This window comes from Klebsiella sp. K5-306 (assembly GCF_051835185.1).
GTDB classification, from domain to species: Bacteria; Pseudomonadota; Gammaproteobacteria; order Enterobacterales; family Enterobacteriaceae; genus Klebsiella; species Klebsiella oxytoca.
Genome location: NZ_JAIFJY010000001.1, coordinates 465,990 through 490,027, shown reverse-complemented (window position 1 = coordinate 490,027; position 24,038 = coordinate 465,990). Strand labels below are relative to the sequence as shown.

General features: G+C 56.3%; 23 protein-coding genes. 18 read left to right on the top strand and 5 right to left on the bottom strand.

Annotated elements, in window-relative coordinates; genetic code table 11:
• Positions 1-333: 333 nt before the first annotated feature.
• From K2184_RS02310 to K2184_RS02290, 5 genes are all read left to right on the top strand, one after another.
• The gene (locus K2184_RS02310) at positions 334-1,332 is read left to right on the top strand and encodes a LacI family DNA-binding transcriptional regulator (protein WP_032728703.1); all 999 of its coding nucleotides are present in this window, start codon (positions 334-336) and stop codon (positions 1,330-1,332) included.
• A gap of 46 nt (positions 1,333-1,378) precedes the next feature.
• Complete coding sequence (locus K2184_RS02305; protein ID WP_049121649.1) at positions 1,379-3,043, top strand: alpha-glucosidase; 1,665 nt, start codon at positions 1,379-1,381, stop codon at positions 3,041-3,043.
• Between the two features lie 7 nt (positions 3,044-3,050).
• The gene (locus K2184_RS02300) at positions 3,051-4,448 is read left to right on the top strand and encodes a PTS transporter subunit EIIC (protein ID WP_004102730.1); all 1,398 of its coding nucleotides are present in this window, start codon (positions 3,051-3,053) and stop codon (positions 4,446-4,448) included.
• Between the two features lie 116 nt (positions 4,449-4,564).
• Positions 4,565-6,139, top strand: a complete 1,575-nt coding sequence (locus tag K2184_RS02295; protein WP_163525481.1) for a carbohydrate porin — start codon at positions 4,565-4,567, stop codon at positions 6,137-6,139.
• A gap of 183 nt (positions 6,140-6,322) precedes the next feature.
• Positions 6,323-7,933 (top strand): FAD-NAD(P)-binding protein, encoded by a 1,611-nt coding sequence (locus tag K2184_RS02290; protein WP_032742641.1) that lies wholly within the window; start codon positions 6,323-6,325, stop codon positions 7,931-7,933.
• A 36-nt stretch (positions 7,934-7,969) separates the two neighbouring features.
• Here the strand turns inward: K2184_RS02290 and K2184_RS02285 are convergent, their stop codons facing one another.
• The gene (locus tag K2184_RS02285; protein WP_004102735.1) at positions 7,970-8,119 is read right to left on the bottom strand and encodes a hypothetical protein; all 150 of its coding nucleotides are present in this window, start codon (positions 8,117-8,119) and stop codon (positions 7,970-7,972) included.
• 21 nt (positions 8,120-8,140) lie between these two features.
• The gene (locus K2184_RS02280; protein WP_004102737.1) at positions 8,141-8,533 is read right to left on the bottom strand and encodes a YdeI family stress tolerance OB fold protein; all 393 of its coding nucleotides are present in this window, start codon (positions 8,531-8,533) and stop codon (positions 8,141-8,143) included.
• 371 nt (positions 8,534-8,904) lie between these two features.
• Here K2184_RS02280 and K2184_RS02275 point away from each other — a divergent pair, with 371 nt between their 5' ends.
• Positions 8,905-9,789 (top strand): SDR family oxidoreductase, encoded by an 885-nt coding sequence (locus tag K2184_RS02275; protein WP_004113469.1) that lies wholly within the window; start codon positions 8,905-8,907, stop codon positions 9,787-9,789.
• A 21-nt stretch (positions 9,790-9,810) separates the two neighbouring features.
• Here K2184_RS02275 and K2184_RS02270 read toward each other — a convergent pair whose 3' ends face one another.
• Together K2184_RS02270 and K2184_RS02265 are read right to left on the bottom strand one after the other, a co-directional pair.
• Entirely contained in the window at positions 9,811-10,617 is an 807-nt protein-coding gene (locus K2184_RS02270) for an MBL fold metallo-hydrolase (RefSeq protein WP_004102755.1), read from the bottom strand.
• 104 nt (positions 10,618-10,721) lie between these two features.
• The gene (locus K2184_RS02265) at positions 10,722-11,357 is read right to left on the bottom strand and encodes a carbonic anhydrase (protein ID WP_004102756.1); all 636 of its coding nucleotides are present in this window, start codon (positions 11,355-11,357) and stop codon (positions 10,722-10,724) included.
• Between the two features lie 225 nt (positions 11,358-11,582).
• Between K2184_RS02265 and K2184_RS02260 the strand changes: the two genes are divergently transcribed.
• Positions 11,583-12,212: a LysE family translocator gene (locus K2184_RS02260; RefSeq protein ID WP_004102757.1), complete on the top strand. Its 630-nt coding sequence runs from the start codon at positions 11,583-11,585 to the stop codon at positions 12,210-12,212.
• 13 nt (positions 12,213-12,225) lie between these two features.
• Here K2184_RS02260 and K2184_RS02255 read toward each other — a convergent pair whose 3' ends face one another.
• Positions 12,226-12,996, bottom strand: coding sequence for a DeoR/GlpR family DNA-binding transcription regulator (locus tag K2184_RS02255; RefSeq protein WP_004113471.1), 771 nt, complete (start codon positions 12,994-12,996; stop codon positions 12,226-12,228).
• Between the two features lie 94 nt (positions 12,997-13,090).
• Here K2184_RS02255 and K2184_RS02250 point away from each other — a divergent pair, with 94 nt between their 5' ends.
• The 11 genes from K2184_RS02250 to K2184_RS02200 all read left to right on the top strand — a co-directional run bounded on the left by K2184_RS02250 (position 13,091) and on the right by K2184_RS02200 (position 23,991).
• A complete protein-coding gene (locus K2184_RS02250) occupies positions 13,091-13,474 on the top strand; it encodes a VOC family protein (RefSeq protein ID WP_023321133.1) in 384 nt (127 codons plus the stop codon).
• 30 nt (positions 13,475-13,504) lie between these two features.
• A complete protein-coding gene (locus K2184_RS02245) occupies positions 13,505-14,143 on the top strand; it encodes a CatA-like O-acetyltransferase, family 1 (RefSeq protein ID WP_016810075.1) in 639 nt (212 codons plus the stop codon).
• Positions 14,144-14,441: 298 nt separating this feature from the next.
• Positions 14,442-15,665, top strand: a complete 1,224-nt coding sequence (locus K2184_RS02240; RefSeq protein WP_163525483.1) for an SfnB family sulfur acquisition oxidoreductase — start codon at positions 14,442-14,444, stop codon at positions 15,663-15,665.
• A 1-nt stretch (position 15,666) separates the two neighbouring features.
• Positions 15,667-16,341 carry a methionine ABC transporter permease gene (locus K2184_RS02235; protein ID WP_004102765.1) on the top strand — a complete coding sequence of 225 codons (675 nt, stop codon included), beginning with the start codon at positions 15,667-15,669 and terminating at the stop codon, positions 16,339-16,341.
• Between the two features lie 22 nt (positions 16,342-16,363).
• Positions 16,364-17,140, top strand: a complete 777-nt coding sequence (locus K2184_RS02230; protein ID WP_023321136.1) for a MetQ/NlpA family ABC transporter substrate-binding protein — start codon at positions 16,364-16,366, stop codon at positions 17,138-17,140.
• A 62-nt stretch (positions 17,141-17,202) separates the two neighbouring features.
• Positions 17,203-18,249: a methionine ABC transporter ATP-binding protein gene (locus K2184_RS02225; RefSeq protein WP_004113483.1), complete on the top strand. Its 1,047-nt coding sequence runs from the start codon at positions 17,203-17,205 to the stop codon at positions 18,247-18,249.
• A 149-nt stretch (positions 18,250-18,398) separates the two neighbouring features.
• Entirely contained in the window at positions 18,399-20,102 is a 1,704-nt protein-coding gene (locus K2184_RS02220; RefSeq protein ID WP_004102771.1) for an ABC transporter substrate-binding protein, read from the top strand.
• 43 nt (positions 20,103-20,145) lie between these two features.
• Entirely contained in the window at positions 20,146-21,105 is a 960-nt protein-coding gene (locus K2184_RS02215) for an ABC transporter permease (RefSeq protein ID WP_004102780.1), read from the top strand.
• A complete protein-coding gene (gene opp4C, locus K2184_RS02210; protein WP_004113485.1) occupies positions 21,105-22,052 on the top strand; it encodes an oligopeptide ABC transporter permease in 948 nt (315 codons plus the stop codon). Before K2184_RS02215 ends, opp4C begins: the two co-directional genes overlap by 1 nt.
• The gene (locus tag K2184_RS02205) at positions 22,049-23,029 is read left to right on the top strand and encodes an ABC transporter ATP-binding protein (protein ID WP_004102782.1); all 981 of its coding nucleotides are present in this window, start codon (positions 22,049-22,051) and stop codon (positions 23,027-23,029) included. The genes opp4C and K2184_RS02205 overlap by 4 nt, the downstream gene beginning before the upstream one ends.
• Positions 23,026-23,991 carry an ABC transporter ATP-binding protein gene (locus K2184_RS02200; protein WP_024274290.1) on the top strand — a complete coding sequence of 322 codons (966 nt, stop codon included), beginning with the start codon at positions 23,026-23,028 and terminating at the stop codon, positions 23,989-23,991. Before K2184_RS02205 ends, K2184_RS02200 begins: the two co-directional genes overlap by 4 nt.
• Positions 23,992-24,038 lie beyond the last annotated feature (47 nt).

Below are 24,038 nucleotides of genomic sequence, written 5' to 3'. Positions count from 1 at the left end.
ACCGTTGCGCTTATCATCGCGGCGCCAGCTTAAGGAATAGCAATCAGGTTTAATATGTCAAGTTCATCGCGGCAAACCAGGAATATTAGCAAAACAAAATACCGTGCATTATTCATTGCGCCGCTTCTCCCCTCCCCACGCTCAGACCCGAACGGTCTTGCCGACCCGGCGGTCCGCGTCGCGAACTCACCTTCAACGGATACGCAAACCGTAGCACGCGGATAGCGCAGGAAAAATTTATTGTGAGTCAGGTCATGTTTTATAACAAGGCGGTTGACCCGGCCGGTCAGCAAAAATATTTTATGCCCATGTGATATCGATTTCATAACCATCATGGCAACCATAAAAGACGTAGCAGAAAAAGCAGGTCTGTCGGTGACGACGGTCTCCCGCTTCCTGAACAATCATCCTTATATCGCTGAAGATAAAAAGGAAAAAATTCTCGCGGCGATGAAAGAGCTCGATTACGAGCCAAGCACCGTCGCGCAGCAGATGCGCGGCGTGAAAACCCACCGCATTGGCGTACTCATTTCGAGGATCACTAACCCCTTTTTCGCCAGCCTGGTGGACGCTCTCGAAGTCACCGCGCGTAAACACGGCTACTCAGTGCTGATCGTTCAGAACCACAATAGCGCGGGCGAAGAGGAGAACTGTCTCGATCTGCTGAAGAAAAAGATCATCGACGGCCTTATCTTGTGCGCCGTCGAAAGTGATAAGGACGTGATCGAGCAATATCAGAAATATGGTCCGATCCTGCTGTGCAACACCAGCATCGATAACACGACTCTGCCCGTGGTCAGAATGGACGATGAACTGGCGACCTATCGCGCCGTCAGTTGGCTGCTGCATAAAGGGTATAGAAGAATCGCCTACTCTACCGGCGGCGCATTCCAGCAAAAGGGCCACGGTAGCAGAAGGAACCGCGGCTTTATTGCCGCCATGCAGCAGGGGCAGCAGCCGATTGACGAGCGGCTGGTTTTCCGCCACGTACACACCTGGCGCGACGGACAGCGTCTGGCTGAGCAGATCCTACAGATGGCCAAAAGCGAACGTCCCGATGCAATTTTCGCCGGCAGCGATGAAGTCGCCTGCGGCTTAATTTCTGCGCTCTCAGCCAACGGCATCAGCGTTCCCGGCGAACTGGCGGTCATGGGCTTTGATAACCTTCCGGTGGCGGAGATGGTGCATATTCCGCTCACTACCGTTAGCCAACCCATTGAGCAACTGGGCCGCATCTCGGTAGAACGCCTGCTGGCCCTGATCAACAACACGCACTATCGCTATGACGAGGAAGACCTGAAATCGGAACTGGTCATCCGGGCCTCGGCGTAATTTTTTTTAACTCAATATGGTATCGATTTCATACTCAGGAGAAACGATGAATCAGTCACAACAAGGGGCATGGTGGAAGGAAGCGGTCATTTATCAGGTGTACCCAAAAAGCTTCTATGACAGCAATAACGATGGCATTGGCGATATCCAGGGGATAATCGCGAAACTGCCGTATCTGAAAACGCTGGGCATCACCATGATTTGGGTCTCGCCGTTCTACCTCTCGCCGGGTGCGGACAACGGCTACGATATCGCCGACTACTATGCAGTGAACCCCGATTTAGGTCAGCTGCAGGATATTGACGATCTGATTAAGCAGGCAGGCGAACTGGGGATTGGGATCATGGTGGATCTGGTGGTTAATCATACCAGCGATGAACACCGCTGGTTCCAGGCCGCACTGGCGGACCCTGCCTCAAAATACCGTGATTACTACATCTTTAAGCCCGCCGTTGCTGGTGCCGCGCCTAATAACTGGCGTTCGATTTTTGGCGGCAGCGCGTGGGAAAAAGTGGCTGGCGAAGAGTGCTACTATTTGCACGTTTTTCATAAAAAACAGCCCGACCTGAACTGGGAAAACCCGCAGCTGCGCCAGGAAATCTACGCCATGATTAACTGGTGGCTGGATAAAGGCATCGCCGGTTTTCGCATCGATGCAATTACGTTTATTAAAAAAGATCAGGATTACGCCTCCCTGCCCGCCGACGGCGTAGATGGTCTGGCCTCCATTAAAACGAAATCGCGCAACCGTCCGGGAATTGAATGTTTTCTGCACGAGCTGAAAGAACACACCTTCAACCGCCATCGCTGCGTGACGGTGGGCGAAGCACCCGGCGTGCCTCTGCAGGAGTACGACAGCTATATCGGGCCGGACGGCTATTTCAATATGATCTTCGATTTTCACGCTGCCGATATCGATGTCGAGAACGGCTCGGAGTGGTTTAAGCAGCGCAACTGGCGCGTAGGCGAATTCAAAGAAGCGCTTTTTGCCAGCCAGCGCGCTTTTTGTCAGGCCGGCTGGGGGACGACGTTTATTGAAAACCACGACCAGCCCCGCGCGCTGTCCAAACTCATCCGCGACGCGGATTACCAAAATGACATCGGTGCCAAAGCGCTGGCCGCGATGTACTTCTTTATGGCCGGAACGCCGTTTATTTACCAGGGCCAGGAGCTGGGGATGAAAAATTTCTGCCGGCAGTCAATTGCGGAATTTGACGATATTTCCAGTCTGGATAACTATCACCGCTCCCTGGCGGAAGGTTTCTCTGAACAGCAGGCGTTAGGCTTTATTAATCAGCGCTCCCGGGACAACTCGCGAACGCCCTTCCCGTGGTCGAATAGCGTCAACGGCGGATTTAATCAGGGTGCGCAGCCCTGGCTGGCGTTTTCTTCAACCGACTTTAGCGTCAATGCGCAAAGCCAGATAAACGATGCGCATTCGGTGTTCGCGTTTTACCAGAAGATGATCGCCTTGCGGAATAAGCACTATCCGCAAGCGCTGATTTATGGGTCATTCGCCGCCGTGGAGGACGTTGACGAGCGTATCGTTGCCTACCAGCGCGCAACACACAACGAACGTTTTATCTCTATCACCAACTTAAGCGCGCAGCATCTGCCTTACACGCTCCCGGCAGGAGAGATTGTACTCAATAATTATGCCGACGCCGACGCCACCCTGAAACCTTATCAAACCATTCTCGTTAAGGAATGAGTTAAATATGAACAAATATAAAAATATCGCCGTTGAGATAGTGAATACCATCGGCAAGGAAAACATTGCTTCCGCCACCCACTGCGCCACCCGATTACGTTTGCAGGTAAAAGACCGGCAGAAAATCGATGATGATAAAGTCCGTAATATCAGCGAAGTTAAAGGCGTATTTTTCAATTCCGGTCAGTATCAGATAATCCTCGGTACGGGGATCGTCAATAAGGTTTATCAGGAGTTTGTTAACGAATATCAGGTTGCCGAAGTCAGTAAGGATGAAATGACGAAGCAGAGTTCGGGCCGATTACAGCGGGGAATACGCAACTTATCGGACGTTTTTGTGCCAATTGTCCCGGTTCTCGGGGCGACCGGTCTGTTTCTCGGTCTGAAAGGGGTCATTTTTAATGATACCGTGCAGGCGTGGTTTGGCAGCAGCGTCCATCAGGTTCCGGCGGCCCTGCAAACGCTGACCACGGTACTCTGCGATACCGCTTTCGCCTTCCTGGCGGCTTTTATCTGCTGGTCAGCCTTTAAGAAGTTTGGCGGTACGCCGATTATCGGTTTTTTAATCGGCCTGATGCTGGTTTCCCCGGCGCTGCCGAACGCCTATGACGTGGCGTACGGCAATAGCAGCCCGATTTATGTGTTTGGCGTTATTCCGCTGGTGGGCTATCAGGGGTCAATTTTGACCGCACTCATCACCGGTATTATCGGCGCAAAACTGGAAATCTTTTTCCGCCGGGTGATGCCCAACTCGATGGACCTGATTTTCACGCCCTTTATCGTCATTCTGATTGCTGTGGCCATCGCTTTACTGATTTTAGGTCCGCTGGTACATGGGTTTGAACACTACGCCGTGATGGCTATTCAGCAATTTTTGACGCTGCCTGCGGGTATTGGCGGCCTGTTAATCGGCTTTATCTATCCCATTGCCGTAATGACCGGAATGCATCACATGTTTATTATGATTGAAACCTCGCTGATTGCCGGCACCGGGTTTAATCCACTCATTACGGTTTGCGCGATGTACGGTTTTGCCAACGCCGCCGTATGTCTGGCTATTTCACTGAAGGCGAAAAATATCGCGTTTAAAACCGCCGGAATTTCCGCGACCATTACTCAGCTATTAGGCGTCTCGGAACCGGCTTTATTCGGTATCGTGATGCAATCCGGGCTTCGGGCGATAATGGTGATGCTCACCAGCTCAGCGCTGGGCGGCATGATTCTGTCGCTGCTGTCGATAAAAGCGAACTCATACGGTCTGGCGGTCCTGCTGTCGCCGCTAATGTATCTCTACGATCGCTATCAGTTTGTCACCTATATTACCGTGGGACTCGCGGTGTTTATTTTTGCTTTTATTATTACATTCCTTTTTGTCAAAACTGCTAACACCCGCAAAGAGAGCTGAAAATAATACAACCCGAATATTAATTTAGCCTGCGGATAACTATCCCGTTTATTAGCACAGTCATCTGTGCTCTGCACCCGCACGTCCAGAGCACAGCCACTCTTGTACAGGTATAAATGATGAAAGCCTATATGCTTACGCTCTGCGCGCTGGCTTTGCCAGCATCCGCCGCTGCGGCGGATACCACCCTGAATGAAATTAATGCCCGGCTTGAAAGACTTGAGGCCGAATTAAAGCAGTCGCGCATCCAGTTACAGGATGCGACGCGGAAAATAGATCGCGCGGAAAAAAGAGCGGCCAGCGCCGAACAAAACGCGGCGCGCGCGCAAGAAAGACTGCTGGCCGTTGAGCACAGAACCGACCAGGATCTGGCGTTAATAAAAAACCAGCCGGCGCAGAATGTCGTCGCGCAGGCGAAGCTTCAGGAAATCACCTTCGGCGGCTACGCGCGCAGCGGCATATTAACAAGCAAGGGCACAACCAGTACCGTCGGGCCTTCCCTGACGCCTGCGGGCAGCACCGGGGGGAGCGTCGGTCGCCTTGGCAATGAGTCGGATACCTATGTGACCGCCGATATTAACTACCGGCGAAAATATGATAACAATAGCCAGCTGCGTTATTACATGAAAATCGCCGAGTGGGATAAAACCTATAATACCGACAGTTCCTTTAACGGCCAGATGAACGTCCGTCAGGCTTTTGTCGAAATGAGCGATATGCCCGCATTTAGCGGCGCGTTTAAACAGGCGACGCTGTGGGCCGGTAAGCGGGAAGATCGGGATAACTTCGATATTCACTGGCTTGATTCCGATATGATGAATTTAATCGGTACCGGAGCCGGTATTTATGATGTGAATTTCTGGGGAGATATCAAGACCAACCTCGCGGTATATGGCCGTAATTTCAACGATATCGATACGATGGACAACGTTGAATATAACAACATGACCGGCGCGGATAACACGTATATTCAAAACTATACCTTCTCGCTGAATCACCGTCTGGCGAACTGGCAGTGGATGCTCAACGGCCTCTACTCGCAGGACAACGACAAACGCATAAACGATGGTCTGGCGTCGGATAAAGCGGCCTCGCAAGGGTTTAACACCATGCTGGCGTACCACGGCGACAGCTTCTACGGCCTGCGCCCCGGCAGTACGAAAACCGCGCTGCTTTATGGCCGCGCGCTGGGAGCTGAAGTTCGCGGCCCGGGCTCCGACGGTTATTTGATTCAACCGGCATGGACCGTGAAGTTCGCCTCTTACGGTATCACATCACTCACCGACAGGCTGAGCTTCGCGCCGCTGATCGTCGCTCAGAGCAGCAATAATCGCTATATCGATTCTGACCATTACGACTGGGTCACCCTGAACGCAAGAATCATTCAGCAAATTAATCAGAACTTCGCCCTGCAATACGAAACCAGCTATCAGTATATGGATATCGACCCGAAAGGTTTTAACGGCAACAGCGCCGCCAGCGGTAGCTACTACAAGCTGACGTTTGCTCCTACTTTCAAGCTGCAAAACGTCACGGACTTCTTTGAGCGTCCGGAAATCCGCTTTTTTGCCACCTGGATGCGCTGGGATAAATCGCTGGATAACTACTCCTCAACAGACGCCTTCGGCAGCGCCGGATACCATAGCGCTGGTACGCTGTTCTTCGGCGCCCAGCTCGAAACCTGGTTCTGAAAACCGCGTCTCGTCGGCTCATCACAAGGGAGAGGCGCGCCAGCCATTGGCCCTCTTCCACATTTTGAACCACAATTATTGTGCCAGATTTCCGTTACCCGGAAATGAACTATCGTGGAGCTTTTCAACTGGCGGAAGGCCACCGATAACAAATGTGATAACAACAACGGCGGGTCAGTCATTATGAAGAAAATTGCCATTATCGGCGCAGGTCCTACCGGGATTTATACCCTGTTCTCATTGCTTAAACAGGGCGAGCCGCTGGACGTGTCAATTTACGAGCAGGCCGAGGAAGCGGGCGTGGGTATGCCCTATAACGATGAAGAGAATTCGCGCATGATGCTGGCCAATATCGCCAGTATTGAAATCCCTCCTGTACAAAGCACCTATCTTGACTGGCTAAAAGCCCAGAGCCCGTCGCGCCTGGCGCGCTATGGCGTAGAGTATGAAACATTGCACGATCGCCAGTTTTTGCCGCGCATCCTGTTGGGCGAATACTTTCGCGACCAGTTTCTTGCGCTGGTCGTAAAGGCCCGGGAACTGGGATTTAACGTCCAGGTCAATGAGTCCTGTCGGGTCAGCGACCTGCAGGCGACCAAAGAAGGAGTGAGGCTGTGGGTGGAGGAGCAGCCCGTCGCCGAAGTGTTTGACCTCGCGGTGCTTGCCACCGGTCATGTCTGGCCGGATGAAGAAGAGTCAACCCGCACCTGGTTTCCCAGTCCGTGGTCTGGGCTGATGGAAGCCACCATTCCGCCCTGCCGGGTGGGAATTATGGGCACCTCGCTAAGCGGAATTGATGCCGCAATGGCCGTCGCCGTCCAGCACGGTCAGTTTATCGGTTCCGACGATGAGGCGCTCACCTTCAGGCTTAACGAAACCAGTCAGGCGCTGCACATCGTGCTGATGTCGCGCTCCGGCATTCTTCCGGAAGCGGATTTTTACTGTCCTATTCCCTGGGAGCCGCTGGAAATCGTCACCGACAGCGCGATGGAAAATGCCATCGCCGCAGGAAGCGACGGCCTGCTTGACCGGGTCTTTGCTTTGCTGGCGCAGGAAATTGCCCTGGCCGACCCCCTGTGGAGCGAAAATATCGCCCTTCACAGCCTTAACGCCGATAGCTTCAGCGAAGCGTGGTTTGCTAAACGCCAGCAGCATAACCCTTTCCACTGGGCGATGGATAACCTTGAAGAAGTTGAGCGTAACAAGCGCGCGCGCTACACGGTCCCCTGGCGCTACGTTATCCTGCGGCTGCATGAAGCCGTTCAGGCGATGGTGCCCCACCTTAATGACCGCGACCGGGAGCGATTCAAAAACGGCCTTGCCCGGGTCTTTATTGACTGCTATGCCGCCATTCCTTCGGAGTCTATCCGCCGACTGCTGGCGCTGCGCGAAGCGGGCGCGATCGGCATTCTCGCCTTAGGGCATGATTATGATATGGCGGTGCAGCAGGAGAAGACGGTGATTACCAGCGGGCAAAATCGCTATACGTTTGACGTGTTTATTGATGCGAGGGGGCAAAAAGCGCTGAAAAATAAAGATCTCCCCTTCCCGCATTTGAGGGAGCAACTGATGGCGACGGGCGAAGAGATCCCGGAGGTTGGCGACGACTATACGTTAAGAGAGCCGCCCGTAGCGCGCGGGCGTATTGCCTTCGCCGCAATCCCCTGGCTGATGCACGACCAGCCTTTCGTTCAGGGGATTACCGCCTGCGCGGAGATCGGCGCAGCAATAGCCAGGGCGATATCGCAGCCGGCGAGCCGCTCACGCAGACGTTTAGCGCCCTTCGATCTTTAAGAAAGAGAACTAGCCGCCCGTTAACGGCGGCTAGTTTTAGCGTTTTTCAGGTTGGGGATGCCAGGGATCTTCTTTATGATCTTCGCTGTCGTCTCTTTTACGCGGAACTTCACCCTGCTCGCGCGGATCCTCTTTCGACGGATGACGACCGCGTTTATCCGGGTCGGCTGGATGCTGTACGGACATCTATTCCTCCTGTTTGCAAGGTTATTTCTGGATCCGGTCGACCCGCACCACTGGCGGCGTCATTTTCTTATCGAGACTGCCGTTAATGCTGATCATCTGATCGGGCTTCACTTCCCGGCCATCAAAAACTGCCGCGGGAATAATGACCCCTATGGTGTCGGTTTTATCGCGGAAGCTGTAGCGGTCATCACCCTGCTGCTCGATAAGATTGCCGCGTAATGAGATGGTGGCCCCATCATGCATTTCCATGGCCTGGCGCACGGTCATGATTCGCCCGTCCTCGGTCCCACGATAGCCATCATCAATCTTGTGCGGCGGCGGCGGCGCAGCGTCTTTTTTAAATCCGCCATCATCCGCGGCAAAAACGCCCTGAGCCATCAACGAACAAAAAATAACTGGCAGTAACTTTTTCATCAACAACACCTCCGGCGTATTTTCATCTTGTCTTAATAAGTCTGGGTGCTGATGTTCATTTTCACAAGCTAATGGCTAATGAATCGTCTGAGAAATATATTTCCTGGCTCGACAGGCGGAGAAAATATTACCGCCAGGCCGCAATAAAATGCGCTAAATATACCGTCAGGCTTGCGATAGAATAATCCTAAAATACTAAACGCCTCTACCGCCTCACATTTCGAAAAGTTTCCCGGCAATCAGTAAATTACCGTTCAGAGATGAACGTAAGCGCAAAAATTATAAAAACGAATCCGTTCGATTATTCGTCAATCATCCACGACAGGCTGACCTGGCAACTACGCTTAATCTTTTAACACGAGGAGGTCAGTATGAGCGAGAACGCTAACAATACCGCGAAGTATCCCCGTCCCCCCTTTGTTGACCAGCCGCAATCGCCGCCGGGTCTTGCCGAAGAGATGAAGCCGCAGCCGGATCACGGCGAACTGAGCTACGTCGGTTCCGGTCGGCTGGCAGGTAAGCGCGCGCTGATCACCGGCGGTGATTCCGGCATTGGGCGCGCGGTAGCGATCGCCTTCGCCCGCGAGGGCGCTGACGTGGCGATCAACTATCTGCCGGAAGAGGAGTCCGATGCTGAAACCGTGATTGCCCTGATTGAGGCCGAAGGGCGTAAAGCCGTAGCGATTCCGGGCGATGTGCGCGATGAAGCCTTCTGTGAATCCCTGGTCGAGCAGGCCGCCAGCCAACTCGGCGGACTGGATATTCTGGTCAATAACGCCGGACGCCAGCAATATTGCGAGTCGCTGGAAGAGTTAACCACCGCCGACTTTGACGCCACCTTTAAAACCAACGTTTATGCGGCCTTCTGGATCACCAAAGCCGCCCTGCGTCATCTTAAAGAACACAGCGTAATTATTAACACCTCATCCGTGCAGGCCTTTAAGCCGAGCCCCATCCTGCTGGACTACGCGCAAACCAAAGCCTGCCTGGTGGCATTCACGAAGTCGCTGGCTAAACAGCTGGGGCCGAAAGGTATCCGGGTGAACGCGGTCGCGCCCGGCCCTTACTGGACGGTGCTGCAGTCAAGCGGCGGCCAGCCGGATGAAAAAGTGCGTCAGTTCGGCGCCGATACGCCGCTGGGCCGTCCAGGGCAACCGGTGGAGATCGCGCCGCTGTACGTTACCCTTGCCTCTGATGCCTGCTCCTTCACCTCCGGCCAGGTGTGGTGCTCCGACGGCGGCGACGGCGTGCTGTAACCCGTTGCGGCGGCGGACCTCTCAGCGGCCCGCCGTTGTGCGCAGACAGTCGAGATACTTCTGCGCTGAATCCAGTACGATCTGACGGGCATTTTTGGTGATGTTCTGCCCTTCGAAGGCGCCGTACAGCGCACCGAAGGGCGCATCGCCCAAACGCTCAACGATATTCTCGACGCTGGGGGCCGCCAAAGGCAGCAGATTAGGATAGCTCCACATAAAAGAAACAGCGCGTGCGCCCGGCGTGACCTGGATAATATCTCCCGCCAGCATAATACCTCCCTCTTTTGCCCAGTGCAGAACGGTTCCCCCGGCGAAATGCCCGCCCAGGCGCAGCAGCCGTACCGACGGAAGGATCTCCAGCGCATCCCCTTCCCATAATGTGATGGCAGGGCTATCGCGCATAATCCATTCGCGATCGCTGGCATGAAGATAAATGCGCGCATCAAAGGCTGCTGCCCAGTCCTGCATCGTGGTGTAGTAGTGAGGATGAGAAATGGCGATCGCTTTTATCCCGCCAAGCGCGGTAATCAGCGTTTTGCTGGCGGCATCAAGATTAGCGATGCAGTCCCACAGAATATTCCCCTGCGGCGTGAGCAGCAGAAAAGCGCGCTGATCGATAGCAAATTTCGGTACCGTCCTGAAACTCAACAGCCGTTCGTTATGCTGCTGCCATTTATTCATATGCGTCGCGATCAGATCGTCAGGTTTAATCCAGGCCTGTCCGCTGGCCGGGACGTACTGGCGTTCATCCTCACAGATACGACAATGGTTCAGGGTATTGCCGCGATCGTCGTAAGACGTACCGCAGGTTGCGCACAGCGTAATCATCACATCTCCTTTAGAATCATTCAGGAAGTCGTAATGAGTATGGCAGAAGGGAAATTTATGGCAGGAAGGCGGGCTTCGCAGGGCTTCCGTGCCCTGAGAGGAATTTATTCGAAATAGACGTCAGGGTTTTCCGACAGCGACACGAAGGTTTTGCTGTTTTTATCCAGCGCGCGAATGTCGCCGCTTTCAATATCGTAGAACCAGCCGTGCAGACGCAACGTGCTGTCGCGCAGGCCGACGGCAACGGAGGGGTGGGTTTTAATATTGTTCAGCTGGGCGATGACGTTTTCCTGCACCATACCGTTGACTTTATCGGTCTCGTTAGCCCAGGTTTTCTTCTCCACGACGGCCTTCGCCGCGTCGGAGTAGCGCAGCCAGTGGGACACGGCAGGCATCGGCTCCAGACACTGGCAGGTGGCGATGGCTTTCATCGCGCCGCAGTTAGAGTGGCCGCAGATGACGATATCGGTCACGCCCAGCGCGACGACGGCGTACTCGATTGTCGCGGAAACCCCGCCCGGTTCAGGGCCAAATGAGGGGACGATATTCCCGGCGTTACGGATCACAAACAGCTGACCCGGCTCCTGCTGAGTCACCAGCTCCGGGACCAGACGGCTATCGGAACAGGAGATAAACAGCGCTTTGGGATTCTGGCTGGATGCCAGGCTGCGAAAGAGCTCTTTACGTTGCGGGAAGATCTCTTTCTGGAAGTTGAGGAAGCCCTCAATGATATGTTGCATAGCAGTGTCTCTTTTCTCTGTTTTAATGACGATATGACAAAGATCACATTTAGCCAGTTTATCACTGACGCGCGAAATGGGAATCGTTATTCGAGGATGAGATAAAACATCGTCCCGCAAAGCCTGGTGACAGCGCGGTAAAGATTGTTTATTTTTTGACAGAGAAAACATTGATGAGCCGGAGCCCCATGCGACTTTAGCGCTCAACATCAACCAGGAGCGCTTATGTTCTTATCCAGCCTGATGGCCATTGCCGCGGTTCTCATTATGGGCGTTATCAGCCCCGGTCCAAGCTTTATTTACGTGGCCCGCAACGCCGTTGCGCGCTCGCGGGTGCACGGTCTGGTCACCGCGCTGGGAACCGGCGCGGGCGCGGCTATCTTTTCGATAATGGCCATGATGGGGCTGCAAAAAGTGCTGACGGCGGTGCCGGAAATGTTCATCGGCCTGAAGGTTGCGGGTGGCCTGTATCTGCTGTGGCTGGGTTATAAAATTTACCGCGGCGCGGCGCAGCCGATGGATTTTGCCGCAGGCGGCATGGCGGCGGAACATTCACTATTGAAAACCTTCCGCGATGGCCTTTATACCCAGCTCAGCAACCCGAAAACGGCGCTGGTATTCGCCTCTATCTTTACCGCCCTGCTGCCGGAACGCATCCCGTTGGCCTTTTACTATATCGTGCCGCTGATGAGCTTCCTGATCGACGTCAGCTGGTATTCGCTGGTGGCGCTGGTGCTCTCTTCCGCCCGCCCGCGCAGCGTCTATCTGCGCATGAAGCGTAAGATTGATATCGTCACCGCCACGGTACTGGGCGCGCTCGGCCTGCGCCTGATTGCCACTTCGCTGTCAAAGTAGGCCAACATACCGTTTAAACGGTATAAATACGGATGTCGTGCTCGCTGAACGCGTCGCGATATTCCCGGCTAATATTTTCCTCCACGACCAGTACGTCAATGGCGCTGCTCTCGACCACCACGAAGCGCGCCACCGCCGGGATCTTATCGGAGGTCAGGCCGACAATAATTTCGCTGCACTGTTTAATGACCGCTTTTTTAAATTCGCAGTCGGAATAGTCAAAGCCTGTCAGGCCCGACTCAGGCGCCATGGCGCAGCCGCCGATAAACCCCTGATCGAAAAGCATACCCTGAATCTGCGCCACGGCGGAGGCCCCCACGCAGCCGCCGGTGGCGCGTTGGATCTGCCCGCCAAGCATCACGACGTCATACAGCGGTTTTTTGAGCAATACGGCAGCGATCTCGGGGGAGTTGGTGACCACCGTTAGCGCCAGCTCCGCCGGTAGCGCCTCCGCCATCGCCAGATTGGTGGTGCCGGTATCAATGAATATGCAGCCGCCGGGCTTCACCAGCTTTGCGCATTTCTGCGCGATTCTGCTTTTTGTCGCCGTATTTTTCTCTTTGCGCGCGCTGTAGTCACCGGCCTCAGGCAGGGTCATCACCGCGCCGCCGTAGACCTTTTTGCAGTATCCCTCGCGGCTAAGCTCATGTAAATCACGTCGAATCGTATGCTCGGAGACGTTCAGACGGCTGGCCAGTTCGGCGCAAACCACTCTGCCGTTCTCCTGGAGGATCTGGCAAATAAGCGCTTGTCGTTGTTTAGGAAAAGCAGCATAATCGAGCAAAAAATAACTCCTGAAAGATTGTTCATCGAGCAATAAAGCGCATAATCGTGCATTCGTACCCTGACTGTCAACACACCCTATACCGAGGTTTGCCATGAAAATTGCCCATATCGCCCTTTGGACCCGTCAGCTTGAGCAACAGGCCCGCTTCTGGGTAGCCTTCTTCGACGGTGAGATAAATGAGAAGTACTGCAGTCAGACCAACCCGGGGTTTGAATCCTTTTTTGTCAGGATCGGCGATGATATTGCCATTGAATTGATGACCAAGCCGGGATTGACTGCGCTGACGGCGGATAATAACCACACCGGCTGGGTGCACCTGGCGATAACCGTTGGCGGTACGGAGAACGTCGACAGGCTGGCAAAACGCGCCGCTGAGCAGGATATTCTGGTTTCTGCGCCTCGGACCACCGGTGACGGCTATTATGAAGCGGTAATTAAAGACCCCGATGGCAACCTGATTGAAATCGTCGCATAGTGTCAGACAGTGATTCAACAGGAGACGCCCGTGGCCAACTATCACGTCATAGACAAACAAACCTGGCCGCGAAAAGATCATTTTGATTTTTATCGCGGTTTTGCCAATCCCAGCTTTAATCTCTGCGTTCCTGTCGAGGCGCAGCGGCTATATGAGTGCGCGAAAGATCGCGGCGTCTCGTTTTTCCAGCTGGCCCTCTTCGCCCTTGTGCGCGCAGCGAACGAGGTGCCGCAGCTTAAACAGCGGCTGTTGGGCGACGATATTATCGAATATGACCAGCTGGCGGTGATGACGCCAGTGATGACCGCCCAGGAAGGTTTCCGCCAGGTCTGGTGCGAGAATGCCGCCGATTTTGCCGCCTTCAGCCAGGCCGCCACGCCAAATATCGAGGCGGCAAAACACACCGCGCCGGCGCCGCTTATCGTCAACGGCGAAAATTTCTTCTGCGCCAGCTGCCTGCCGTGGCTGCATTTCAGCGCTATGACTCACGCTGAGTATTACGTTGGCGCGTCGGTGCCCGCCCTCACCTGGGGCAAGCTGAAAAACGGTATTATTCCGGTCGCGGGCAAATTCAATCACGCCTTTGTCGACGGCCTGCACGCCAGCCGTTTTTTTGCCCGCGTCGAAGAAAATTTTGCTCAACCGGAGATCCTCTGGCAGGCGCGATAATTCCCCGCCATCCCTCAACGACACTCGAGCCCCGGTAAGCCGGGGCCGAAACGCCTGCGTGACTCCCGGCCTGTTCACTCTGCCCACTGTTGCAAATCCAACATGCTGATTCATTCTGCGTTGCAATTGCAGCAGTACGAGCGCGTACCAAAAAACTAACTTACTGTTTAATAAACATTAAATAAGAAACGCGTTCTGGCATAGCCTTTGCTTTAACAGTTATATAACCCACTGGAATTATTAGGCATTTACTTAGCTATTTTTAGCATATGCCGTTTATTAACCATGAGATGTGACTATGCCCGACGAAAAACAGACCCTTCACTATTGCCGCCAGACGCCAAAGGCATACGTTATCCGCAGCGATGACGAAGCCATCGCCATCGCCCATGAAATCGCGGCGGTACTGCAGCCCGGCGCGGCGCAACGCGATCGCAGCGGCAGCGTGCCGCCGGAGATTATCGATACCTACTCCAATAGCGGCCTGTGGGGTATCACCGTCCCGCGGCAATGGGGCGGAGCCGAGGTATCCGCCGCCACGCTGGCCCAGGTGATAGCGATTATTTCCGCCGCCGACCCGTCGCTGGGGCAAATTCCCCAGAACCATTACTGTCTTCTGGAGGATATCCGTCTGCAGGGCAGCGAAGAGCAGCAGGCATTTTTCTTCGCTCAGGCGCTGCAAGGCTATCGCTTTGCCAACGCGCTTTCTGAAACCGGCGGCAAGACGGTACTCGATATCCGCACTCGCCTGGAGGCCAGCGAACGCGGTCTGCGCATCACCGGTCGAAAAGGCTACTGCACCGGTTCGCTCTACGCCCACTGGATCGGCATTCTGGCGCTCGATGCAGAGAATAACGCGCAGCTGGCGTTTGTGCCGCGCGAATCGGCTGGGCTGACGGTCATCGACGACTGGGCCTGCCTCGGCCAGCGTACCACCGCCAGCGGAACGGTCCTGGCGGAGAATCTTGTCGTCGAGCCTTTCCACCTGTTCCCGACCTGGAAATCCTACGCGACGCCAACCCTTGCCGGGCCGTTTGCCCAGCTCACCACCGCCGCTATCGACCTGGGGATTGCCCGCGCGGCGCTTAACGACACGGTGAACTTTGTCAGCCAGTTCGCTCGCCCGTGGATCGATGCCGGCGTTGAGCGGGCCAGCGAAGACCCGCTGACTATCTACCATATTGGCCAGCTTGACAGCCGGCTGGCCGCCGCCAATGCGCTGCTGGAGCGGGCCGGCAAAGTGCTCGATCGCTATAAATACGCACTGAGCGAGGATAACGTTGCTCAGGCGTCTATCGCCGTGGCGCGCGCCAAGGTCTTTACCACCGAAGCGGCGCTGGAAGCCGCCAGCCGCCTGTTTGAGCTTAGCGGCACCCGCTCAACCAGCATCGCCCTCAATCTTGATCGCCACTGGCGCAACGGCCGCGTCCACACCCTGCACGATCCGGTGCGCTGGAAATATCAGCTGCTGGGCAACTGGGTGCTGAACGGCATTCCTCCACAACGCCATGACTGGAACTGAGATGAACGGCGCGCTGGCTTTTTTCGCTGATATCGACTGGGGTGACGTGGCGCAGGCCAGCCTCGATACCTTGACCATGCTGGGCTGGTCGCTGGGCTTTACCGTGCTGATTGGCCTACCGCTGGGAATTGTGCTCTATCTCAGCGGCCAGCCTCGCCTGCTCCATGCTCCGCGCCTCTATCGCCTGCTGTCGCTGGGGGTCAACGTTCTGCGCTCGCTACCCTTCATCATTTTATTGATTGTGATGATCCCGGTGACGACGCTGATTACCGGCACCTCGCTGGGCGTTGAAGGCACCATTCCGCCGCTGGTTGTCGGCTGCGCGCCTTTCTTTGCCCGGCTGGTTGAGACCGCGCTGCGCGAGGTGGAGCACGGTCTGGTGGAGGCCAGCTGGTCGATGGGCGGCAACACCTGGCAGCTAATCTGGCACACCCTGCTGCCGGAGTCGCGCGCCGGGCTTATTGCCGCCGTGACCGTGACCGCGATTTTACTGGTCGATTATACCTCCATGGCAGGGGTCATCGGCGGCGGCGGGCTGGGCGACCTGGCCATCCGCTTTGGCTATCAGCGCTTCCAGACGGACGTGATGGTGATAACCGTTCTGCTGCTGATTGCGCTGGTGCAGATAGTACAAATGAGCGGCGATCGTCTGGTGAAGGCGATGAGCCGCAAATAACAATAGCTTCAGGAATAAGACAATGAAAAAAACAATCCTCGCAGCGGGGCTTCTGGCCCTTTTCTCCCTGTCCGCCAGCGCCAATGAGACGCTGACCGTGGGCGCAACGCCGGTCCCCCATGCCGAAATTCTCGAATTCGTGAAGCCCGAGCTGGCGAAACAGGGGGTCGATCTGAAAATTAAAGTCTTTAACGACTTTATCCAGCCTAACCAGCAGCTGGCGGAGAAAAATCTCGACGCCAACTACTACCAGTACCGCCCTTTCCTTGATAACTACAATCAGACCCGCCATACCCATCTGCTTCCGGTGGTCGGCGTGCATATTGAACCCTTTGGCGCTTATTCGAGTAAATATAAAACGCTCAAAGAGGTACCGGATGGCGCCACCGTTGCCATTCCGAACGATCCGGTGAATACCGGTCGCGCGCTGGTGATGCTCAGCAATGCCGGGCTGATTACCCTGAAAAACCCGCAGGATCCGCAGTCGGCGACCAAAGATATCACCGCTAATCCGCACCGTTTTAAAATTCGCGAGCTGGAAGGCGCGATGCTGGCGCGGGCGGTGAATCAGGTCGATCTGGCGTTTATCTTCGCCAACTATGCGCTGGAGGCCGGAATTGATACCGACAAGGCGCTGCTGGTGGAAAAAGGTAGCGATCTGTACGTCGAGTATCTGGTGGCGCGTCCCGACAACATCAACGATCCCGGCATTCAGAAGCTGGCGAAAGCCCTGAACTCAGACCGCGTGCGCAGCTTCATTCTCACCCGCTATAAAGGCAAAATCCTGCCCGGTTTTTAATCGCCGGATGTTCATCGGCAGCCTGCAGGCTGCCGTTTAATTTCGTTAACAGAGCCGCCATCGTGACGCAAAAACCCAACGCCACAACGCATATTCAGTTGAGCCAGATAAGTAAAGCCTACCCCAACGGCGTGCAGGCGCTGCGGGATATTAATCTGCAGATCGCTCAGGGAGAAATCTTCGGCATTATTGGCCGCAGCGGCGCCGGAAAATCAACCCTGCTGCGCCTGTTCAACCGCCTGGAAAACGCCGACAGCGGTGAGATTACCATTCACGGCGAACATACTCGGCACTACTCCCGCAGCCAGCTGCGCGACCTGCGCCGGCGGGTCGCGATGATCTTTCAGCACTTTAATTTAATGGCGACCAAAACGGTGGCGCAGAACGTTGAGCTGCCGCTGAAAATGGCCGGGGTACCGCGGGCGGAAAGGCAGAAACGGGTTGCGGAGATCCTGGCGCTTGTCGGCCTCAGCGATCTGCGCGACAGCTGGCCGGCTAAGCTTTCCGGTGGCCAGAAGCAGCGCACCGGTATCGCCCGTGCGCTGGTCACGCAGCCGGAGATCCTGCTGTGCGACGAAGCCACCTCGGCCCTCGACCCGGAAAATACCCTTGCAGTACTAAAACTCCTTAAAGAGATCAACCAGCGCCTTGGTTTGACCATCGTGCTGATCACCCATGAGATGGACGTCATTCGCACCCTCTGCGACCGGGTCGCGGTACTTGAGCACGGAGAAATTATCGAACAGGGCGAGGTGTGGCGAGTATTTGGTCATCCCGGACATGCTGTCACGCAAAGCCTGCTCGGCACGCTCCATCATGACCGTGCGGAAGAACGACTCTCGCTGAGCGAAAACCAGCAGCTGGTCACGCTGCATTTTGACGGCAGCAGCGGGCAGGAACCGGATTTACAGCGCATCGCCGCGCTGCTGGGCGCCGATGCCCGCCTGTTATACGGCAGCTGCGAGCAGATTCAGGGACGGGTGATTGGCCAGCTGCGGATACGCCTGGCGAAGCCGCTGGCCAATCCTCATTTACAGCAGCATGCCGGCTGGGTGGCTGACCGCTTAACCCTTTCCGGCGATACGGCAGCGAAGAATGCTGGCGTTTAGCGCAAAAGTGGCAGATTAATACTGAATTATTGCTAATGCTAAATTGCTATAAGCCATAGCCTTTCGGTGTTAGACAGGGCGCTAAGCGCCTCTTATCTTTCGTCATGATTTGTAAATACACTACGCAATTCTTTGATGAGGGAGCACTTTTGTCCAGACTACTGCACGGGTTAAAAACCAAACAGACGCGGTTCGCGCTTGCTCTGAAAATCGCGTTGCTCGGCGGCGCGGTGGCATTTTCTTCTGTCGCCATCGCCGACGAGATCTTAAAAGAAGGGATCACCCCGGCCAGCGATGCCAGCCAGATCCCCGCAGCGGCAAAGCTGCGTAAAGATACCGTCGTGGCCGGCATTTCCGAGCCGCAGGGCATTTTTAACCCCTACTTCTTCGTCAACGGCTGGGATGAAAACGTCACCAACGTGATCTTCTCCCGCCTGATCGACTGGGACAGCCACGGCAAACTGGTGCCGGGTCTCGCCGAAAGCTGGACGGTCAGTCCGGACAACAAGGTCTACACCATCAAGCTGCGCCCCAATCTGACCTTTAGCGACGGCTCGCCGCTGACGGCTGACGATGTCGCCTTTACCCTCACCGTGCTGCTGGACCCGAAATACGACGGCGATACCGATATTACGCTCGCCAATATCGCCGGCGGCGCGGAGTACAAAGCGGCGAAAGCCGATAGCGTCAGCGGTCTGAAAGTGCTGGATCCCTTGACGCTCCAGGTGACCACCACCCAGCCGGGCGCGACGACGTTGGCAAAAATTGGCGGTCCGGTACTCTCCAGAGCGTATTACGGCAAAGGCTACCAGCGCGGCAATCTCGATTATCTGCGCACCCTGCACGGCAAACCGCTGGGCAACGGTCCTTACGTTTACGACAAATACATCCCCGGCCAGGAGATTCGTTTCCACGCCAACAGCCATTTTTATCGCGGTACGCCCCCCACTCCGCGCTTTATCTATCGCGTGACCAACCCGGCGACCAACTTTCAGCTCTTCCAGACGGGCGAAACCGACTACGACGCCTTTACCTCGCGTCCTGACGATATCGAACAGCTGAAAATGCTCGGCTTTGCCAACATCAACCTTTACGGCTCCAGCGACTACAGCCAGGTGGAGTTTAACGTCCGCCGCCCGGCGCTGAAGGACGTCAAGGTACGCCAGGCGCTGATTTACGGCCTCGATCGCCAGAAGCTGATTGATGTGGTCTACCAGGGCTACGGTAAAGTAGCGATTGAGCCTATCGCGCCAATCTCCTGGGCCTGGAACGCCGACGGAGTGAACCCGTATCACTATGACCCGGCGCAGGCGAAGAAGCTGCTGGACGATGCCGGCTGGAAACCGGGACCGGACGGTATCCGCGTCAAAGAGGGCAAACGCCTGGAGTTAACCCTGCTGGTGAGTAAGAAAGTGCTTAACGATGCGCTGATCCCTATCGCCAAAGAGAACTGGCAGCAGATTGGCGTCCTGTTAAAACCGCAGGTCGTCGATTTCAACGCCCTGATGGCGCAGCGTAAGTCGGGTAATTACGATCTGGCGTCGTTCAGCACCAGCACCCTTAACGACCCGCATGATGGCGTCTGGGATTTTTACAGCGCGGAAGCGAAAGAGTCCGGCTATAACAATCCGCAGGTCGATAAGCTGATTACCGAAGGTAACTCGGTGCTCGACGTTGAGAAACGCAAGCCTATCTACCACCAGCTGTATCAGGTACTGGCGCAGGACCCGCCGGTTATCCTTCTCGGCTACCGCGAAATTCTCTCGGCGAGCAGCGCCCGGGTCACCGGCTTCAAACCGGATATCTACAACGGCCTGACCGGCAGCCTGCCGGATGTCAAAATCGTTAAGTAAATCCCCAGCCGCCGGGATGTCCGGCGGCTGACGTGAGAATGCCATGAGAAATTTCATCCTGAGACGGCTGCTGCAAACGCTGCCGATGCTGCTGCTGGCTTCATTCATTATCTTTATGCTGTTTGCCAAAACGCCGGGCGATTTTATCGACGGCAATATCACCCTCACCGCCGCCCGCGCCGCCGAACTGAAGGCGATTTACGGTCTGGACCAGCCGTTACTCACCCGCTATATCCATTGGCTTGGCCAGCTGCTGCGCGGCGATCTTGGGTTCTCGTTGCAGTACCAGATTCCGGTCAGCCAGCTGCTTAACCAGTACATCTGGAACTCCTTCCTGCTGGCCAGCGTGGCGCTGGTGTTCTACTGGGGGATTGGTCTGACGGTCGGCGCAATCTCGGCGCTGAAGCCCAACTCGCTGTTCGATCATCTGGTGAGCGTCGCGGTCTTCGCCGCCATGTCGTTCCCGACCTTTTTCCTCTGTCTGCTGCTGATTAAGTGGTTCGCCGTCGACCTGCACTGGCTGCCGGTTGGCGGGATGACCCGTACCGGCAGCGACGACAGCGGCTGGGGCTATGTGCTACAGGTTGCCGCCCATCTGGTGCTGCCGGTGCTGGCGCTGGTGATGCTCCAGGCAGGTAGCCTGACCCGCTATTTTCGCGCCAGCATGCTTGAGGTGGTGAAAATGGATTTTATCCGCACCGCCCGCGCTAAAGGGCTACGCGAACGCACGGTTATCCTGAAGCACGCCTTGCGGAACGCCCTGCTGCCGATCATTACCCTGCTCGGCTTCGAGCTGCCGGGGCTGTTTTCCGGGGCGATCATCACCGAAAAAGTATTTAACTGGCCCGGGGCTGGACATATTCATATTGATTCGCTGGCCGCCCGCGACTACCCGGTGTTAATGGGATTCACCCTGTTTCTGGCGGTGCTCACCATTCTTGGCAATCTGCTTGCCGATGTGCTTTACGCGTGGGTCGACCCGCGCATTCGCGTGAGGTCCTGATGCTCAGTTCCCTGTTCTCTTCCAACCGACGCCTGCGCGACGCGGAAATTCCGGCGCTGGCGCAGGTTACGCCGTCCCCCTGGCGTCAGGCCTGGCAGGCGCTGCGTCACAATCGTCTGGCGATGCTGTGCCTGCTGCTGCTGGTCATCATGGCCCTCTGGTGTACGCTGGGGCCGCTGTGGTCGCCGTGGAAGGACGATGCTACCGACGCGCTGATGATCAACAAGCCACCCGGCGCGCAGCACTGGCTGGGTACCGATTTTCTCGGTCGCGATATTTACACCCGCCTGCTACTGGCCGGACGCATTTCGCTGATCATCGGCCTGCTGACCATGCTGCTGTCGGTCACCCTTGGCTATCTGCTCGGCGCGCTGTCGGGCTACGCCGGCGGCCTGACCGATAAACTCATCATGCGTTTTGCCGATCTGGTGATGACCATCCCCGGCCTGCCGCTGCTGATTGTCGCGGGAGCGATGCTCTCCGAGCTCGATTTCTCGCCGAATTCACGCATCTATATGGTGGTAGTTATGCTGAGCCTGCTGGAGTGGCCGAAGCTTGCCCGGCTGGTACGAGGGCAGTGCCTCTCCCTGCGCGAGCGCGACTTTATGCTGGCGACCCAGGTGCTGGGCTTGTCGGCGCGGCGCCGTCTGTTTGGTCATCTGCTGCCGAATACGGTACCGATTCTGGTGGTGATGGCGACGATGGCGGTGGCTAACGCTATTCTCAGCGAGTCGGCGCTTAGCTACCTCGGGCTTGGCGTTGTGCCGCCGACGCCGTCGTGGGGCAATATGATGGACGCCGCTAACAGCCTGATCGATTTTCAGCGCCGCCCCTGGCTATGGATGCCGCCGGGGATCGCCATTTTTATCACCGTCATTGCCATCAACGTGCTGGGCGATGGTCTGCGCGACGCCATGGACCCCAAAATGAAACAGAGGCTGAAATGAGTCGCGCATTAATTACCTTTAATCAACTTTCGGTCTCTTTTGCCGCCGACAAAGGCCGGGTACGCGCGGTGCAGGAGGTGTCGTTCACTATCCGCGCCGGGCAGACCGTTGGCGTCGTCGGCGAATCCGGCTGCGGTAAAAGCGTTACCGCCATGTCATTAATGGGCCTGCTGCCGCCGCAGGCGGCGCGCATTGACGGTGGGGAGATACTTTTCGAGGATCAGGATCTGCTGCGGCTGAAAAATGCCCATATGGCCGATCTACGCGGCAATCAGCTGGCGATGATTTTTCAGGAACCGATGAGCGCCCTTAATCCGGTACTCACCGTCGGCGAGCAGCTGTGCGAGCCGCTTATTCGCCACCGCGGCGAGTCGCCGAAGATCGCATGGCAGCACGCTATCCAGCTTCTGGCTGATGTTGGACTGGCGCGCGCGGATAGCCTGATGGCCAGCTATCCACACCAGCTTTCCGGCGGCATGCTGCAGCGGGTGATGATCGCCATGGCGCTGAGCTGCCAGCCGAAGCTGCTGATTGCCGATGAGCCGACGACCGCGCTGGACGTCACCGTGCAGGCGCAGATCCTGCGACTGCTGCGCGACCAGGCGCGAGCCAACCGGATGGCGATGATGCTGATTACTCACGATCTCGGGGTTATCGCGCAGATGGCCGAACACGTGGTGGTGATGTACGCCGGGCGTATCGTTGAGCAAGGTGCGACAGCCGCCATTTTGCGTAACCCGCAGCATCCCTATACCCAGGGGCTGATCGCCTCGCGCCCTGTGCCGGGGGAGCGGCGGCGACGCCTCTACTCAATCCCCGGTAAGGTACCGGACCTCGCCGCCCTTCCCGCCGGATGCGCCTTCGCCGAGCGCTGCGCAAAAGCCACCGCGCGCTGCCGACAGAGCATTCCGCCGCTATCGGGGCATAACCGGCAGGCCGCCTGCTTTTACAGTGAACTTTCGGAGTCCGTGGCATGAGTCATGAATACGTGATTGAAGTGGATGGGCTAAAAAAACACTTCCCGCTACGCGATGGGCTATTCGGCCAGCAGACCGGCGTGCTGCGGGCCGTGGATGGCGTGAGCTTTAAGATTCGCCGGGGCACGATTTTTGGCCTGGTAGGCGAATCCGGCAGCGGGAAAACCACCGTTGGCCGCACGCTGCTGGGGCTATACGAGAAGACCGCCGGCAGCGTGAAGTTTCGCGGCCAGGAGCTTGCCGAACTGTCGCCGCAGGCGATGCGCGCGCTGCGGCCTAAAATCCAGCTGGTTTTTCAGGACCCCTACAGTTCATTAAACCCGCGCATACGCATTGGCGTCGCCATCGGCGAGGCGATGCTGGAACACAAGCTCTGTCGCCGGGCGGAGCTGTATGACAAAACCCTTGAGGTGATGCGCATCTGCGGGCTGTCTCCGCAGCATTACAACCGCTTCCCGCACGAATTTTCCGGCGGCCAGCGTCAGCGCATCGGCATTGCCCGTGCGCTGATCTTAAACCCGGATTTTATTATTGCCGATGAACCGATTTCAGCCCTCGATGTGTCGATTCAGGCGCAGATTATCAATCTGTTTTCCGACCTGCGAGACGACCATGGGGTGACGTTTTTGTTTATCTCCCACGATCTGGGGGTAGTAGAGCATCTGTGCGATGACGTAGCGGTAATGTATCTCGGTCAGTTAGTAGAGACCGCCAGCCGCGATGCGCTATTCAGCAGCCCCCTGCATCCCTACACCCGGGCGCTGCTGGCGGCGGTACCGACCCTCGATCCGGACAGCGAGCCGGTCGCGGCGCTACAAGGTGAAATTCCCGACCCGTCCCGGCCCCCTTCCGGCTGTCGTTTTTCTTCGCGCTGCCCGCAGGCCAGCGACCGCTGCCGCCGTGATATTCCGCTTCTAAGGGAAGTTGCCGACGGCCACCTCGTCGCCTGTCACGCGGTTTAGCGCCGGGTAATCTTCAGAGCATAAAAAAACCGCCCCCACGCAGGGGC